The sequence below is a fragment of the Streptomyces gilvosporeus genome (genome assembly GCF_002082195.1).
GTDB classification, from domain to species: domain Bacteria; phylum Actinomycetota; class Actinomycetes; order Streptomycetales; family Streptomycetaceae; genus Streptomyces; species Streptomyces gilvosporeus.
This window is the reverse complement of sequence record NZ_CP020569.1, coordinates 4,840,829-4,857,014: the sequence shown is the minus strand read 5'-3', so window position 1 is coordinate 4,857,014 and position 16,186 is coordinate 4,840,829. Positions and strand designations below refer to the sequence as shown.

Here is a 16,186-nt window from a genome sequence, read left to right as displayed (position 1 = left end):
CGGTAGCGAGCCGCGCGCTCCGGTGCGGCTTCTTGACATCTCGACCGACTGTACGTCCGCTCCCGACACCCCCGCCGTACGGGCCCGGGGCCTCCCTTCGGGCCCGGGCCACGCCGTTCAGACCCGCCAGCCCTCCGCATCGACGCCGCCCGGCACCGGCCCGGTGGGCTCGTACGGACCGCGGGTGAAGACGAACGTTCCGAGGTCCAGATGGCTGACCGAGCCGTCCTCCTCGTGCACCACCCGCAGCGTCTCGCCCGCGTAGTAGCCGTCCAGGCCCGTCCAGCTGCCGTCCGTCTCCGGCCGGAAGCGCGAACCGCGTCCGGCGCCCGACAGAGGTGTCAGCTCCAGGCCGCGCTCCTCGGTCAGCCGCAACACGAACGGCCGGGCGCCCCAGTACCACGGTCCGGTCAGCGCCAGCAGGTCCTCGTCGAGGGGGCCGGCCAGCGGACGCCAGGGCTCGGGGATGCGCGGTTCACGGTCGGCCACGATCTCCAGAAGGTCGGCCGCGATGGCGCCGACCGCGGGCCCCGAGGTGCAGTTGGCCAGCGCAATCCCTGCGACGTCCGCCTCGGTGTCCATCCACAGGGCGGCCAGGAAACCCGGCATGGAGCCGGTGTGCCCGGCCAGTCGGCGCCCGCCCGAGGCGTCCTCGCCGTTGGCCGCCCTACGGGGTGGCGTCCGTACGAGCTGGAGCCCCAGGCCGTAGCCCGCCTCCCATTCCGGCCCCTCGGGCGGCACCGCCGGGGCCCGCATCTCGGCCAGGGTGGCAGCGCTGAGCACGCGTTCGTCGCCGCGCAGGAGGAACGCCGCCCACCGGCACAGGTCTTCCAGCGTGGACCACAGCTGGCCGGCCGGTCCCATCAGCCCCGTGTCCTCGGCCGGTTCGGGCAGCAGTGCATCGGCCCACGGGTGCACCGCCCAGCCGCCCGCATGCGGCATCTGCGGGTGCAGCGTCGTACGCGCCATCCCCAGCGGTTCCAGTACCTCGCGCCGTAGCAGCTCGCCCCAGGGCTCACCGTCCCGGAGCCGTTCCACGAGCGCGCCGAGCAGCGCGTAGCCGGGATTGGAGTAGTGATGCCGCCGTCCTACCGGAAGGCACTGCGGCCGGTCGCCGAAGAGATCGGCCGGCTCGGGGCGCAGCTCGCCCGCGGTCCGTTCCCACCACGGACCGCGTGGCTCCGCGGCAAGCCCCGAGCTGTGTGCCAGCAGTTGAGCGACCGTGGCATGGGGCACCGGCGTTCCCTCCAGATGCGTGCCGATCCGGTCCTCCAGTTCCAGCAGGCCCTCGTCGCGCAGCCGCAGCACCATCACCGCGACGAAGGTCTTGGTGAGCGAACCGATCCGGTACTGCACCTCGCCGTGCGGCACCTCGCCCGGCACCGATGTCCGGGCTCCCGTCCATACGGTCCGTCCGCCGCGGACCACCGCGCCCATCATCGAGGGCGCTCGTCCCTCGGCCTGTCCGACCGCCAGCCGACGCAGCAGCGCCCGCCGGGTTTCCGGCAGCAGCTCGGTATAGGCCTCGCCGGTGTCGACCGTCCCCGCCGCTCCGGCCACCGGTCCCGGCTCGCCGGCTCGCGGTTCGGGCAGGGCCTCGGTCTCTTGTGCCGCAGAGCCCTGGGCAGCTGGGCCCTGGGCCACAGTGTCGTGGACCTTCGGCTCCTCCGCCGGGGACTGGGCGGACGCGGCGGTGGTCATGGCGCTCCTCAATGACGGCCGATGCGGCTGACTTCGCTGATGTGGCCGGCCCTGTTGATGTGGCCGGCGCTATTGGTGGGACTGCTCGAGGGCGGGCAGCCGCCCATCGTGGCTCACCCTCTCGCGAACCTCGGCCGTCACGCGAGGGCTTCGGAGCCCGGACCGGCACATCGTCACCCCAGGGCGGCCGCCCCAAGCAGCGCCCCGAGCGCCGTTTGTTCGTCCTGGGGCAGCCTGCGCGCGGCATGCAGCATGTGCAGCGCGGTGCGCAGCCGCAGCCGATCCTCGTCCGTCCCCAGATATCCGAGAAAGGCCGGCAGCGTCAGCCCCAGCGCCATGAGATCGCCCCGCGCGCACCACCGCGACTGCAGCTCACGGATGCCGGTATCGACCACCGGCGCAAGAGGCGCCGCGGTGCCTGCCACGGTCCCGCCCGCCGGGGCCTCCGCCGCCGTGTCCCGTAGCCCTTCCGCAATGGCGAACCGGTTCCAGTCGCCGTACTGCCCGTCGGGCAGCTCACTCACCCGCTCGGCGGCTCGTACGAAGTGCTGGTGCGCCAGCGCCGGTTGGCCCATGTTCAGGTATGCCCGGCCCATGTTCAGGTACAGCGACGGGTAGAACGCCTGCACCCGCTCGTCCGCCACCCGGTCGGCCCGGTCCAGACACTCCTGGTTCCAGCGGAGCGTCTCCTCCGGCGAGGATTGGTGGCGTGCCAGGTAGTGCGCGGCGATGCATGCCTCGTAGTCGTCCCCGGCCGCGTTCCATGCCTGCCGAAAGAACTCGTACGCTGCGTGGGCACTCCCGTCCGCCTCGGCCTGCATTCCCGCCACGCACAGCCGTACGACCGGCAGTTCGGGGTCCATTCCTCTTCCCCTCGTGTCAGTCATCGGTGCGATCCGCATGCGCAGAGCCACCGGTCCGCTCGCTCACCGGCATCACCAGCGTCGTGAAACTCCCCTGATCGGCGGAGCGGACCACCACCGGCCGGTCCGCTGCGGAGATTTCCAGCAGCACATCGGGCCCCACACCGGCCTCCAGCGCCGGTAGCAGCACCGCCGGAGCGAAGGCGATCCGCGGTACCGCCCCATGTTTCACGTGAAACATGGCCCGATGTTTCACGTGAAACACGGCTCGCAGCCGAATGGGGAGCCGCTCCCCGCCCGTCACCTCAAGTTGCGGTTCGCCGCTGTCCCCCGCGTCCATGGCGAGGAACACCACCTCACCTCGTCCGGCGGCCGCGTCCCGCAGCCCGACCCGGTCCACGATGATCCGGTACCGTCCAGCCTCCAGCCCCTCCAGCATCGACCGATAGTCCGGAAATGCCGCGGCGTCCTGGTCCTGCCTCTGGAGCGGTGCCTGCGGCCACTCCCAGCACTCCCCGTCCGCATCGCCCCGAAGCCGCAACACCGCCGCATCGAAGGCCGATGCCGCATCCGGCACGGACGCCGCCGGCACCCCGCATTCCACCTCGACCGTCATCTGCCGCAGGGCCCACTCCGCCAGTCCCTGTGCCTGCTCCGCACCGATCAGCGCCCTACCCGCGCCGCCCTCGAAGTCCGCGGCCCGCAGCACCCGCACGGCGAGCCGATACCGGTCCGTCGCCACCAACTGCACCTCGCCGTCGACGAGTTCGAGCAGCACACACCCCAGCACCGGAAACGCATCGCGCGCCTCCCCCGATGCAACCGCGGGTGCCACCTGCCGTACTGCGGCGGCGAGTTCGGCTCCATCGACCCGTGCTCGTGCCCAGCAGGTCGCAGCATCGCCCGTCGCCTCCCGCAGAAATTCCTCGACCACTGCCCGGGCCTCGTCCGCGGTACGCCGCGTCCGCTCCAGATGTGCCCGCAGCACTCCTTGCGCCGCTTCCCGTGGTCCGTCGAGCACCACCGCGACATCCAGCAGCGGAAGCCCCGCCGCTCGCAGCCTCCGCAGCCGCACACCCCGGCCGGCCTGATCCGCCCCGTAGTACCGGTAGCCCGTCGCCTCATCCACCCGGGCCGGCCGCAGCACACCGCAGTCGTCGTAGAACCGCAACGCGCTCGGCGCCAACCCCACCCGCCGCGCAAATGCGCCGATGCCCAACAGCTCGTCCTCGTCCATGAGCCGGATTGTCAGGCTTCAAGCCACATGAAGGTCAAAGCCTTCGCGGCGGACGATACGGAAGGTCCTGTGGGGCGCCCGCCTACAACCCGGTCGCCCCGGTCCCGACCAGCCCCGTCTCATACGCCAGGATCACCGCCTGGGTGCGGTTCTGCGCGCCGAGCTTGGCCAGCACATTGCCGACATGGGTCTTCACGGTCTCCAGGCTCACGGTCAGCTCGACGGAGATCTCCTGGTTCGTCAGGCCCTTCGCCATCCACCGCAGAATGTGCGTTTCGCGCCGGGTGAGCACGGCCAGCTTGCGAGCGGCGTCTCGGCGCACCGGCCGACCCGACGCCAGCCTGCGCACGGCCTCGGGAAAGAGTACGGAATCGCTGGTGGCGACCAGCCGGATGGCCTGTGCGATCTGCTGGGCCGGAGCGCGCTTGAGGACGAATCCGCTGGCTCCGGCCTGTAGCGCGTCGTAGACGTACTCGTCGTTCTCGAAGGTGGTGATCACGACGATCTTGGGTGGCTCGGCGAGCTCCGACCGCAACCGCCGGGTGGCCTCGATGCCGTCCAGCCGGGGCATCCGAACATCCATCAGCACGACGTCCGGGCGCAGCCGTACAGCCAGCGGGAGCACCGCCGCGCCATCTGCGGCCTCGCCGACGACATCGAGGTCGGGTTTGGAGGCGAGCAGTACCCGCAGCCCGGTACGGGTGAGTTCCTCGTCGTCGGCGATGAGCACGCTCACCTGCGCGTCCGGGGCCCTGGTCGGCGTGTCCTGGCCGGCGTTTGCGGGAGGAGCGGTGCTCATGGCGCCGACCGTAGCGGAATGCGCGCCGCGAGACGCCACCGTGTAGCGCCCTGCCCTGCCCCGTCGCCACCATGGCCCTCCGTCGTCCCGGCGGACACCTCACCGCGCAGCAGCCGCACCCGCTCCTCGATACCGGCCAGCCCCTGCCCCTCGCCCCGCCGCTTGCGCGACCGGAATCCGGCGTCCTCCACGGCTACGGGGTTGACGAGTTCCAGCGTCAGCCAGTCGTCCTGAGCCGTGACGTGCAAGGCGATGCCCGCCTTCGTTCCGTACCGCAGCGCATTGGTCAGCCCCTCCTGGACGATCCGGTACGCCTCCCGGGAGGCGGTGGCCGGTATCCGCTCCAGTGCGCCGCAGGTGGTGACACTCACCTCGGCTCCGGCCCGCCGCACCCGCTCCACCAGGGGGTCGAGATCGCCGAGGGTGAGCTGCGGCGTGCGGGGCGACCGTTCCTCACGCAAGACGCCGAGCACATGGTCGAGGTCGTCCATCGCGACCCGGGAGGTCTCTTCGATGCTGCGGAGGGCCCTGCGTGCTGCGTCCGGGTCACGCTCCATCAACTCGCCTGCCACGGCCGCCTGGATGGTGGATGCCGTCAGGGTGTGGCCGATCGAGTCGTGCAGCTCCTGGGCCAGCCGATTGCGCTGGGCCAGACGGCGCATCTGCTCCTCGGCGGCGGCCAGCCGCTCCGCCTGGCGATGGTCGAGGAAGACCGGTGCGAGCAGTCGGAGTGCGGCGGCCGCACCGGCGCAGACGGCCACCGTCGCCATCAGACAGCCGACGGCCACGGCCCCCGCCCACAGGCCCGGCAGCCCGGAATGCACCCTGAGGGTCAGCCCAAAACTGTCGACCACGCCCCCGCCGCCGAGCCACACCGCCAGGAACATCAGGGCGCTGAACAGCAACAGCACCGTCAGCCCGGTCACCAGCCCGCCCAGTGCCATATGCGGCACCAGCCATGCCGCCGTACGAAGCCGGTTCACCCAAGGGCCCGGCGAGCGTTCCCCCGACACCGGCTCCAGCGGAACGGGCAGATCGGTGCCCAGCAGACGGTTCGTCAGCCGCACGCTTCTCCGGCGTGCTGCGCGAGGGAAGGCCATGGCCAGGATCACCGCCGCACACACGAGCGTGAAGCCCGCAATCCGCAGCGCCATCGGCCAAACCGGGGACGTGAACAACAGCCCCGCCACCACCGGAACCACACCGAGCATCGCGCCGAGGAGCGCATGCCCCCAGGCCGTCACACCTCGTTTCACTGCCCTGCCGACGGGCGGGCGATCCATGCTGCGCACGAGTCCGATCATGGCAGTCCGCCGTACGGCAAACCTCACCCGAAAGAGCCAGAACGTCCCATCGCGTCACGGGCGTTGGGGAGGCCCACATCATGGCGATGTGTGCGGTGATGGATCTGACGGACCGTATGACAGTTCCCATAAATCTCATGGCCCCTCACTTTGAGCATCATTAAGGGGACTCCATACCCGCAAGAAGCCGACGAATAGCAAGGCGCTTCCTCTGCCGTCGGGGATCGGAATTGTGACTACCAATCACTTATCTCAACCCCGCATTATCGGCGGTCGGACGGGCACCCGATCCACCCCAAGCAGCGCCCTCTATCAGGCCCCGTACCGGGCCCGTGACACCCCGGCCCTGCCGCTGAACAGCCCACACGCGCCTCGAGTTCCCGAACCTACGGCGGCGCCCCTACGGGCTCACGTAAACCCGGACGGGAATTCAGCTGGAACGGATATTCCGGCAGCGCCTTTATGCCGACCGCACTGTCGTTCCGTTTCCAGGAGGCCATTCTCACCCAGCTGTATCCGCGCAACGGCAGCGTTGAAACCGCCGCCTTGCCACACTCCGCAAACACCACGGCGATTCTCTGTTCCTCCGTCAACCTCTGGGCCCAGGTGGCGGTATGAGGGTCCATGACCCTGCTGCTGCCCACACTCGCCCTCGCCAGGGCGCTGCGGGATGCCCCTCCCGGAGAGCGGCTCGATGCGCGACTTGCCACGGGCGGACCAGCGGGGGAACCCGTATGCCAGCGCCGATGAGCGAAGTGAAGATTTTCGTATTAGCTTCCCGGTAACCGCACAAAGTGGATCTATCGCAGATCGCATCCGTTCAACTCATGGAGGAAAAAATGCACAACCTTCGCAAGGCCGCCGTCGTGGTCGCCGTTCTCGGCAGTGTCAGCTTCCTCGGTGCCGGCACCGCCAATGCTGCCCGCGGCGGCGGGGGCATGTGCCGGTCGCACGACCTGAACGTCGCCGTTCTCGACCAGATCGGGATCCTCAACGGTCTGCTCGGCAACGCGCTCAACGGCGAGGGTTCCGCGGGTGGCCAGGCCATGGGCGTGGGCTCGAGCATGGGCTGCAACGGCGGTTGGTGAGCACCGGCAGTCGCGTAGGTATAGGTAACGGAAGGGCCCCGGTGTCCGAGCCACAGGCTCGGCACCGTGGCCCTTCCGTCCTTTTGCGGGAACCGGGCGTGAGCCCAGCAGGTACACACGTATCCGGACTCGGACGGCACGTGCACAGGGGTCACAACGCACGGAGAAAGCTCCGCACCGCGGCCGCGAACCCGGCCGGATCCGTCTCATGAACGGTGTGTCCGGTTGCCAGTTCCACAATCCGGGTGCGCGGGCGCCGCTCTGCCATGGCCCTGGCGCACGAAGAGCTGAGGCGGTCACTCCGCGTTCCGTGGATCAGGAGTGCGGGACAGTCACTGGACAGCCACTCGCCCCAGTGGTCACCGTTGAGCTGTTGCTGTGAGGCGACCATGTCCTTCGGGCGGACGGCGAGGCCCCAGCCGTCGGGGTACTCGCGGATGGCGTGCATGAGGTAGCGGGCCGATCCCGCCAGTCCTGTGACCAGCGCTTCTCGGGTGGGCGCCCGTTCCGGCCAGGAGAGGCAAGAGGACAGATCGCCATCGACCTCGGCGCCGATGTCCTCAATGACGAGAGCTCTGACGAGACGGGGATGCCACGCCGCGAGTTGGTAGGCGTTGACGCCTCCGAGCGAGTGGCCCAGGACCACGACGTCCGCGAGGCCGAGGTGATCGAGGAGCGCCGCGGCGTCTCCCACGTAGCCGTCCCGCGAGTAGTCCGTCGCCCGCTCCGAAGACCCGTGTCCTCGCTGATCGAGACCGATCACCCGCCACTCGGGGAGAGCGTGCGCCAACCCGGCGAAAGTCCGCCCGTCCCCGAAGTGCCCGTGCAGCGCGAGCAGCGGCCGGCCACGCCCGCCGTAGTCGAGGAAGGACAGGCGACGACCGTCGATGCTCATACAGTGCCGGGTCGGTTGCTCCATGCCGACCACTCTGTATGCCTCACGCTGCGTCAGACACCTTCTTTTTTCCGCTTGGTGACAAGCCCTCAAGGGATCACGAAGTGCCTGACGGATCCTCATCCCTGGTCTCCGTCGCCGACTGCGTGGGGAAGCAGGGGAAACAGTCGGGTGATGAGGGCCACCGGCAGTGCGCCGTCGGGCCGGGCCAGAGGACGATGTTCGCGGTCCTGGTAGGGCGCGAGCGCCCGTCGGATCACGTCCGCGACCGCGCTCATCTCTTCAGGCGTCAGGTAGGCGACACCGCTGAAGGCTTCCTCGTGACGCCATTCGGACGGCGCTTCACCTCGCTGGGTCAGCCAGCGCTGCCAACTTTCGTCCTCCAGCCCACGGGCCAAGTCGCCGAACCGTTCCGCCACGTGTCCGTCGGCAGCGGTGGTGTCCTGCTTCAGACGCCAGGGGCGTACGCGGCCTCCGCTGTGGGGGGCCTCTTCGATGTATCCGTGACGTGCGAGCTGCCGCAGATGAAATGAGCAGAGGCCCGAGCTGTAGCCCAGCCAGGAAGCTGCTTGGGTCGCTGTGACGGTGCCGACTTTGGCAAGCAGGTCCAGCAAGGCTGTACGGACTTCATGCTCGCGCAATTTTTCGTCGGTGCCGGCCGTCCGGTCATCGTCCTGCGCGTCGAGGTCATCTGCAGTCACTTTGCAAAGAGTGCTACTTTGCAAAGCTCTTGGCAAGCAGTGATGCCAACTGAAACATCAGCCGCGGTGACCTCCGCGGCATCTGTGGCGTGCGCAAAAGGGGAGACAGCTGTGTCTGTTCGTCACGAGCGGTCCCGTCCCGTCGACCGGCGAGTCCGTGCACAGGGCCGCCCCGTCGACTCGTATCCGGCTCTGCCACCGGAGGCGGAACGGGGGTCGGTTCGCAGGGTCACGGTGGTGGGTGAGGAGGTGCTGAGCCGTCCGTGCCGGGAGGTGACCGGATTCGGAACTCCGGAGTTGTCGGCGTTGATCGACGACATGTTCCTGACCATGTATGTGGCCGACGGTGCGGGCCTGGCTGCCAATCAGGTCGGCGTTGACCTGCGGCTGTTCGTCCATGACTGCCCGGACGACGAGGGAATCCGGCATATCGGACACATCATCAACCCCGTTCTGGACCTGCCCGATCCAGGCAGCCGGCGACTCGTCGACGACATCGAGGGCTGCCTGTCCGTCCCCGGTGCCGCCATGGCGGTCCCCCGCACCGATCGCGCCGTCGTCCGCGGGTACGACAGGGACGGCGACCCTCTCGTCATCGAGGGGACGGGCTACTTCGCCCGGTGTCTTCAGCACGAGACCGATCACCTCGTCGGCCACACCTATCTCGACCGGCTCTCCAAGCGGGACCGCAAGGACGCATTGCGGCAGATGGACGACCGCCGTGAGGACGTTTTCGCGCAACGGGCGGTCAAGGCTGCCGGTTTGGGCCGGTAGGACGCCGTGGTTCCGCTTACGTCTGCGCCATGTCCACAAACCGCGAATAGTGCCCCTGGAACGCCACGGTGATCGTCGCCGTGGGACCGTTACGGTGCTTCGCCACGATCAGGTCGGCCTCGCCCGCGCGGGGGGACTCCTTCTCGTAGGCGTCCTCGCGGTGCAGCAGGATGACCATGTCGGCGTCCTGCTCGATCGACCCGGATTCGCGCAGGTCGGAGACCATCGGCTTCTTGTCCGTACGCTGCTCGGGGCCACGGTTGAGCTGGGAGAGCGCGATGACCGGGAGCTCCAGCTCCTTAGCCAGCAGCTTGAGGTTTCGCGACATGTCCGAGACCTCCTGCTGACGGCTCTCGGCCCGTTTGGAGCCGCCGGACTGCATCAGCTGGAGATAGTCGATGACGACCAGCTTCAGATCGTTGCGCTGTTTGAGCCGGCGGCACTTGGCGCGGATCTCCATCATCGAGAGGTTCGGTGAGTCGTCGATGTACAACGGCGCGGCCGACACATCCGGCATCCTGCGCGCCAGCCTCGTCCAGTCCTCGTCCGTCATGCTCCCGGACCGCATGTGATGCAGCGCCACTCGCGCCTCGGCGGACAGCAGTCGCATCGCGATCTCGTTGCGTCCCATTTCCAGCGAGAAGATCACGCTGGGCAGGTTGCTCTTGATCGAGGCGGCGCGGGCGAAGTCGAGGGCGAGGGTCGAGTTGTGGGTGGGGACCATCGACCTGGTGGCCAGGTACAGGTGATCCGGGTTGTCCACCTGGACGCAGCGGACCGGGACGCTCGCGATCTCCCGGACGGCGGTGATGAGGCGGCGCGTGGGGCTCTTGGGACGGTCGTCCTCTGTGTGCCCGCGCCGTTTCCGCTCCGGTCCGATGACGTCGTCGGGCGGTGTGAAGGTGAGGACGTAGGCGGTGGTGGACGGCTTGTCAGCGCGCCCGTTGGCCGGGTTGCCGACCGCCTCGGTACGCAGTCCACAGCGTCGGCCGAGGCTCACCACCAGCTCATGAATTCCTTCGGCCAGAGCCTCGTTGGGGGCCGTGAACTGCACCGATCCGCTCGCAGTGACCGTTCCGCCGGCGTCCAGCAGACCCGTGAGGAGGTCCGTCCGCTGGGCGAGGGAGCCGCGCAGATACGCCTGGGGGATGTGCTTGTTCCCCAGGAGGCCCAGCGGCTCCACGTCCGCCGGGGCGAGCCCCGGCGCCTCGCCGTGATCCCCAGCCGCGGTGCGCCCCACAGTCTCACCGTGGCCGTCGGCGCCGAGCCATACGCCGAGTGCATACGGCGCCACCGGCAGCTCCCGATGCGGGAGTTCGAGGGCGGCGGCGTTCTCCACGCTGTGGTTCGGGCGGTCGTCTGCCGTGGGGCAGTGCAGCGTCGCGGCGATTTCCTTGGTCGTCCTGACCGAGGCGAGGGCGCGCGGGCTGGGGCCGTCGCCCGCTGCGGCCCCGGCCACCGGACGAGAGGACCGGGTGTCGGTGAGCCACTGGTGATCCGCGTCGGCGATGACGGTAGTGCCGTCGTCGAACGTCATCTCGTAGCAGGGCCGCCCCGTCATCACCTCGGTGGCGGCCACCACACGCGTCGGCCTCCCCGCGGCATCGAGCAGAGAGTCACCGGGCCGCACCTCGCCCATGGTGGTCCAGCCCGTAGGGGTGGGCAGCGGGGTGTCGAGGGCGAGGGCCTTACCCATGGCGGGACGCGCCGCGATCACGATCATCTGGCCCGGGTGCAGGCCGTTGGTGAGGGAATCGAGGTCGGTGAAGCCGGTGGGCACGCCCGTCATCTGGCCCTGTCGCGAGCCGATCGCCTCGATCTCGTCGAGGGCGCCCTCCATGATGTCGCCGAGCGGCAGATAGTCCTCGCTGGTCCGCTGCTCGGTGACGGCGTAGATCTCCGCCTGGGCGCTGTTGACGATCTCGTCGACGTCGCCGTCCGCCGCGTATCCCATCTGCGTGATGCGGGTGCCGGCCTCGACGAGCCGGCGCAGCACGGCGCGCTCGTGGACGATCTCGGCGTAGTACTCGGCGTTGGCGGCCGTCGGGACGGACTGGACGAGGGTGTGCAGATACGAGGCGCCGCCGACCCTGCCGATCTCGCCGCGCTTGGTCAGCTCCGCGGCGATGGTGATCGGGTCGGCCGGCTCGCCTTTGGCGTAGAGGTCGAGAATCGCCTGGAAGACCAGCTCATGGGCGGGGCGGTAGAAGTCCTCGCCCTTGAGGACCTCGACGACATCGGCGATGGCGTCCTTGGACAGCAGCATGCCGCCGAGCACCGACTGCTCCGCGTCCAGATCCTGCGGGGGGACCCGCTCGAAGCCGCCCGACCAGGAGCCGGCGTCGTCGTCGCGAGCGGGGCGGTCGCCTCGGCCACGGCCCTTGCCCTCGCCTTGGCGGGAGCGGGGCGCCGGCAGCCGGTCGCCGGGACCGGAGTCCGCCCAGGGGTCGTCCATGGGCTCGGGCATGCTCACCCCGGCACCTCCTCCCGTCCGCGACGCGGACCTTGCTGTGCGCTTCCTTCTTACGGCACAGCTCTGACAATCGAGACGCCCGACTCCTGGTTACGGCGCGTCGAGTTCGGACGTTGTCTCAGGCCGGAAACGGGCGGCGGGCGCCGGACCACGGTAGGCCCGCGGGCACCGTCCGCCAATCTGGTTATCCACAGGCTGTGTGGATGACGGGGCTCCAGCTGTGGAGAAGTCCCGGGATCCTGTGCACGAGCCGGGGGAAACCACTGTGGACAAGCACACAATCAGGCCGCCCATAAGCCCCTGACCTGCAACTTTCTCATCCATAGGCTGTGGGGGAGAAAAACTTCGGCGACCTGTTCAAGATCATGGCAAACCTTGCGGCGGCGAGGGCTCCACACAGCGGAAAGTAAGGACCACGCAACGTTTGCATCTCTTACCTGTGGAAGATTAGATTGCCCGCATGACATTGGCTCCCGCGACGCCACGGCGCGCCCTCCGCCGCCATGACCGCGAGATCGTCGCGCTGGCCCTGCCCGCCTTCGGCTCACTCGTCGCGGAACCGCTCTTCGTCATGGTCGACAGCGCCGTCGTCGGCCACCTCGGCACCCCCCAGCTGGCGGGCCTCGGTGTCGCCGCCGCGCTGCTGACCACCGCGGTCTCCGTCTTCGTCTTCCTCGCCTATGCCACCACCGCAGCGGTGGCCCGCCGGGTCGGCGCCGGGGATCTCTCCGGCGCCATCCGCCAGGGCATGGACGGTATCTGGCTCGCCCTCCTCCTCGGCGCCGCGGTGATCGCGGCCGTACTGCCCGGCGCCCCGTGGCTCGTCGATGCGTTCGGCGCCTCCGGCACCGCCGCCCCGTACGCCACCACCTACCTTCGCATCAGCGCGCTCGGCATCCCCGCGATGCTCGTCGTCCTGGCCGCCACCGGCGTACTGCGCGGCCTCCAGGACACCCGGACCCCGCTGTACGTCGCCATCGGCGGCTTCTCCGCCAACGCCGCGCTCAACGCCGGCCTGGTCTACGGCGCCGGCCTCGGCATCGCCGGCTCCGCCTGGGGCACCGTCATCGCCCAGTGCGCCATGGCCGCCGCCTACCTCTCCGTCGTCATCCGCGGCGCCCGGCGCAACGGCGCCTCCCTGCGCCCCGACGCTGCGGGGATACGCGCCTGTGCACAGGCAGGCGTGCCGCTGCTGGTACGTACGCTCTCGCTGCGCGCGGTGCTGATGATCGCCACCGCGGTCGCCGCCCGGCTCGGCGACGCCGAGATAGCCGCGCACCAGATCGTGCTCACGCTCTGGCAGCTGCTGGCCTTCGCCCTGGACGCGATAGCCATAGCCGGCCAGGCCATCATCGGACGCTATCTCGGCGCGGGCGACCGCGACGGCGCCCGGGCCGCCTGCCGCCGCATGGTCCAGTGGGGCCTGGTCTCCGGACTGGTCGTCGGGGTGCTGGTCGCGCTCGCCCGTCCGCTGTTCACCCCCCTGTTCACCGCCGACCCCTCGGTGCACCGCCCCTTGATGGCCACTCTCCTGGTCATCGCGGTCACCCAGCCGATCTCCGGCATCGTCTTCATCCTCGACGGCGTCCTGATGGGCGCGGGCGACGGCCGCTATCTCGCCGGGGCGATGGTGGTGACCCTCGCTCTGTTCGCGCCGGTGGCACTGGCCGTCCCCGCTCTCCATGGCGGTCTGGTCGCGCTGTGGTGGGCGATGGCCCTGATGATGACCGTGCGTATGCTGACACTCTGGCTGCGCAGCCGCTCGGGCCGGTGGATTGTGACGGGGGCCTCCCGCTGAACTGTCCCGTAACCGCGAGTGGCTGTCGATAATGGCCCTGTGCGCGCGCTCGCCAGGAAATCTGTCCTGCCTCTGACGTTCATCGTCCTCGTGGCAGCCGCTGTGGTGGGTTACGCCACGGAAGAAGCCGATACCCGTACCCCTCCGGCCGGCCGCAGCAGTTTCGGCAAGTCCGGTGAGCCGGGGGAGGATCCCCGGGACCAGGACCCCGCCGCGACGGCGCCGGCCGATGACGGCAATGCCTACACCCCGCGCAGAACCGAGCAGAACGCCCGGGTCGGCGCGGTCTTCGAAAAGAACGACCGCGGCGCCCACTTCTGCACGGCGAGCGTCGTCCAGAGCCCGGGCCGGAACATGCTGATCACCGCGGCACACTGCGCCTACGACGCCGACGCCGGCACCACGGTCAACGACCTGGTCTTCGCCCCCGACTACCGCGACGGCGACGGGCCCACCGGCCTGTGGAAGGTCAAGAAGGTGGTCGTCGATGACCGTTGGGCCAAGTCGCAGGACGAGGACCTCGACGTCGCCTTCCTGATCCTCGACAAGAAACAGGGCAAGCAGATTCAGGACGTGCTGGGCGGCAACACCCTGGGCATCGACCGCGGCTACGACAACGAGGTCAAGATCACGGGGTATCCGACCAGCCGCGAGACCCCCATCTCCTGCCAGAACCGCACCACGAAGTTCAGTGACACCCAAATGCGCATCCAGTGCACCGACTTCGAGGGCGGCACCAGCGGCAGCCCCTGGCTGGCCGACTACGACCCCACCAGCCACACCGGCACGGTCATCGGCGTCCTGGGCGGCCATGAGGGCGGCGGTGACGAGGACGATGTCTCCTACGCCGCATACTTCGACGACGATATCGCCGACCTGTACAAGCACGCGCAGGACGTGGACTGACCGCGCTCGACGTGGACGGATACGCGGACATGCACGGAGTTCGGGCCCTCATGGGAGGTCCGGCATCTGCCGGGCTCCGCATATCGGCCGGGCGCCGTCCGAGGCGCTCCGGAAAGCACTGAGGGCCGTACCCCCTGCGAGGGGGTACGGCCCTTCAGCGTGGTGCTGCGATTACGCGGCAACGACCTCGACGCCGAGCTTCGCAACGACGTCGGCGTGCAGACGCACGGACACCTGGTGCGCGCCCAGGGTCTTGATCGGCGAACCGAGCTCGACACGACGCTTGTCGACGTCCGGACCACCGGCAGCCTTGATCGCCGAGGCGACGTCGGCCGGGGTGACGGAACCGAACAGGCGGCCCGCGTCGCCGGCGCGGACGGCCAGCTTCACGTTGACGCCCTCGAGCTGGCCCTTGACCTCGTTGGCCTGCTCGATCGTGGCGATCTCGCGGATCTTGCGACCGCGGCGGATCTGCTCGACGTCCTTCTCGCCACCCTTGGTCCAGCGGATCGCGAAACCACGCGGGACCAGGTAGTTACGGGCGTACCCGTCCTTGACGTCAACAACGTCGCCGGCGGTGCCGAGGCCGGAGACCTCGTGGGTGAGGATGATCTTCATCTGTCGGTCACCCTTCCCTTATCGCGCGGTGGACGTGTAGGGCAGCAGCGCCATCTCACGGCTGTTCTTCACGGCCGTGGCGACGTCGCGCTGGTGCTGGGTGCAGTTGCCGGTGACTCGGCGGGCACGGATCTTGCCGCGGTCGGAGATGAACTTCCGCAGCAGGTTCGTGTCCTTGTAGTCGACGTAGGAGATCTTCTCCTTGCAGAACACGCAAACCTTCTTCTTAGGCTTGCGAGCAGGCGGCTTCGCCATTGTCTCTCTCCAGTGAGTTCAAGAAGTGTGTGCTGACGCCCTCAAGGCCCCCGGCCGCTCCCAGCGATGTTTCACGTGAAACATCGTGTTTCACGTGAAACGTGGCGGACGAACCGGCTGCATGGACCTAGAAGGGCGGCTCGTCCGAGTAGCCGCCGCCGGAGCCGCCGCCCCAGCCACCACCGCCGCCACCCTGCTGGCCGCCGCCGGCAGGAGCACCCGTGGCCCACGGGTCGTCGGCGGGAGCACCGCCGCCGCCCTGCTGACCGCCGCCGGGGCCGCCGCCCCAGCCGCCGCCACCCTGGCCACCGCCCTGCTGGCCGCCGCCGAAGCCGCCGCCCTGGCCACCGCGACCACCGGTCTTGGTGATCTTGGCCGTGGCGTTCTTCAGGCTCGCGCCCACTTCCTCGACGTCGAGCTCGTAGACCGTGCGCTTCACGCCCTCGCGGTCCTCGTAGGACCGCTGCTTGAGGCGGCCCTGCACGACCACGCGGGTACCCCGCGTCAGGGACTCGGCGACGTTCTCCGCCGCCTGGCGCCACACCGAGCAGGTCAGGAACAGGCTCTCGCCGTCCTTCCACTCATTGGTCTGGCGGTCGAAGGTACGGGGGGTGGACGCGACGCGGAACTTCGCGACCGCCGCACCGGACGGGGTGAAGCGCAGCTCGGGGTCGTCGACAAGATTGCCGACAACCGTGATGACGGTCTCGCCTGCCATTAGGGGAACCTCTCGGCGGGTGTGCTGCTGGCTGCTGGTGTTGCTGCTACTCGAAC

At 69.2% G+C, this 16,186-nt stretch carries 16 protein-coding genes; 5 read left to right on the top strand and 11 right to left on the bottom strand.

Features of this window, described 5'->3' with window-relative positions:
- Nucleotides 1–117: 117 nt before the first annotated feature.
- The 5 genes from B1H19_RS21610 to B1H19_RS21590 all read right to left on the bottom strand — a co-directional run bounded on the left by B1H19_RS21610 (nucleotide 118) and on the right by B1H19_RS21590 (nucleotide 5,883).
- On the bottom strand, nucleotides 118–1,701 hold the full coding sequence (locus tag B1H19_RS21610; protein WP_083106438.1) for a serine hydrolase domain-containing protein: 1,584 nt from the start codon (nucleotides 1,699–1,701) through the stop codon (nucleotides 118–120).
- Between the two features lie 173 nt (nucleotides 1,702–1,874).
- Complete coding sequence (locus tag B1H19_RS21605) at nucleotides 1,875–2,564, bottom strand: hypothetical protein (protein ID WP_083106436.1); 690 nt, start codon at nucleotides 2,562–2,564, stop codon at nucleotides 1,875–1,877.
- Nucleotides 2,565–2,580: 16 nt separating this feature from the next.
- Nucleotides 2,581–3,801, bottom strand: a complete 1,221-nt coding sequence (locus B1H19_RS21600) for a MerR family transcriptional regulator (RefSeq protein ID WP_083106435.1) — start codon at nucleotides 3,799–3,801, stop codon at nucleotides 2,581–2,583.
- An 82-nt stretch (nucleotides 3,802–3,883) separates the two neighbouring features.
- Complete coding sequence (locus tag B1H19_RS21595; protein WP_083106433.1) at nucleotides 3,884–4,600, bottom strand: response regulator transcription factor; 717 nt, start codon at nucleotides 4,598–4,600, stop codon at nucleotides 3,884–3,886.
- Nucleotides 4,597–5,883 (bottom strand): sensor histidine kinase, encoded by a 1,287-nt coding sequence (locus tag B1H19_RS21590; RefSeq protein ID WP_083109783.1) that lies wholly within the window; start codon nucleotides 5,881–5,883, stop codon nucleotides 4,597–4,599. The genes B1H19_RS21595 and B1H19_RS21590 overlap by 4 nt, the downstream gene beginning before the upstream one ends.
- 483 nt (nucleotides 5,884–6,366) lie before the next feature.
- Here B1H19_RS21590 and B1H19_RS38770 point away from each other — a divergent pair, with 483 nt between their 5' ends.
- Nucleotides 6,367–6,522 carry a hypothetical protein gene (locus B1H19_RS38770; RefSeq protein WP_159028108.1) on the top strand — a complete coding sequence of 52 codons (156 nt, stop codon included), beginning with the start codon at nucleotides 6,367–6,369 and terminating at the stop codon, nucleotides 6,520–6,522.
- A 221-nt stretch (nucleotides 6,523–6,743) separates the two neighbouring features.
- Nucleotides 6,744–6,992 carry a hypothetical protein gene (locus B1H19_RS21585; protein ID WP_030064471.1) on the top strand — a complete coding sequence of 83 codons (249 nt, stop codon included), beginning with the start codon at nucleotides 6,744–6,746 and terminating at the stop codon, nucleotides 6,990–6,992.
- 151 nt (nucleotides 6,993–7,143) lie between these two features.
- Here B1H19_RS21585 and B1H19_RS21580 read toward each other — a convergent pair whose 3' ends face one another.
- Nucleotides 7,144–7,911, bottom strand: coding sequence for an alpha/beta fold hydrolase (locus B1H19_RS21580; RefSeq protein ID WP_083106430.1), 768 nt, complete (start codon nucleotides 7,909–7,911; stop codon nucleotides 7,144–7,146).
- Between the two features lie 95 nt (nucleotides 7,912–8,006).
- A complete protein-coding gene (locus tag B1H19_RS21575) occupies nucleotides 8,007–8,588 on the bottom strand; it encodes a helix-turn-helix domain-containing protein (RefSeq protein ID WP_083106427.1) in 582 nt (193 codons plus the stop codon).
- Between the two features lie 111 nt (nucleotides 8,589–8,699).
- Between B1H19_RS21575 and def the strand changes: the two genes are divergently transcribed.
- Nucleotides 8,700–9,362 carry a peptide deformylase gene (gene def, locus B1H19_RS21570; protein WP_083106424.1) on the top strand — a complete coding sequence of 221 codons (663 nt, stop codon included), beginning with the start codon at nucleotides 8,700–8,702 and terminating at the stop codon, nucleotides 9,360–9,362.
- A gap of 16 nt (nucleotides 9,363–9,378) precedes the next feature.
- Here the strand turns inward: def and dnaB are convergent, their stop codons facing one another.
- Entirely contained in the window at nucleotides 9,379–11,817 is a 2,439-nt protein-coding gene (dnaB, locus tag B1H19_RS21565) for a replicative DNA helicase (protein ID WP_257789466.1), read from the bottom strand.
- 478 nt (nucleotides 11,818–12,295) lie between these two features.
- Between dnaB and B1H19_RS21560 the strand changes: the two genes are divergently transcribed.
- The gene (locus B1H19_RS21560) at nucleotides 12,296–13,633 is read left to right on the top strand and encodes an MATE family efflux transporter (protein ID WP_083106421.1); all 1,338 of its coding nucleotides are present in this window, start codon (nucleotides 12,296–12,298) and stop codon (nucleotides 13,631–13,633) included.
- 90 nt (nucleotides 13,634–13,723) lie between these two features.
- Nucleotides 13,724–14,539, top strand: a complete 816-nt coding sequence (locus B1H19_RS21555; protein ID WP_237289443.1) for a trypsin-like serine peptidase — start codon at nucleotides 13,724–13,726, stop codon at nucleotides 14,537–14,539.
- A gap of 171 nt (nucleotides 14,540–14,710) precedes the next feature.
- On the opposite strand, the gene rplI is transcribed toward B1H19_RS21555, so the two are convergent.
- The 3 genes from rplI to B1H19_RS21540 all read right to left on the bottom strand — a co-directional run bounded on the left by rplI (nucleotide 14,711) and on the right by B1H19_RS21540 (nucleotide 16,130).
- Nucleotides 14,711–15,157: a 50S ribosomal protein L9 gene (gene rplI, locus B1H19_RS21550; RefSeq protein ID WP_030064466.1), complete on the bottom strand. Its 447-nt coding sequence runs from the start codon at nucleotides 15,155–15,157 to the stop codon at nucleotides 14,711–14,713.
- A gap of 18 nt (nucleotides 15,158–15,175) precedes the next feature.
- Complete coding sequence (gene rpsR, locus B1H19_RS21545; protein WP_003978893.1) at nucleotides 15,176–15,412, bottom strand: 30S ribosomal protein S18; 237 nt, start codon at nucleotides 15,410–15,412, stop codon at nucleotides 15,176–15,178.
- A 127-nt stretch (nucleotides 15,413–15,539) separates the two neighbouring features.
- Nucleotides 15,540–16,130 (bottom strand): single-stranded DNA-binding protein, encoded by a 591-nt coding sequence (locus tag B1H19_RS21540; RefSeq protein WP_046927049.1) that lies wholly within the window; start codon nucleotides 16,128–16,130, stop codon nucleotides 15,540–15,542.
- Nucleotides 16,131–16,186 lie beyond the last annotated feature (56 nt).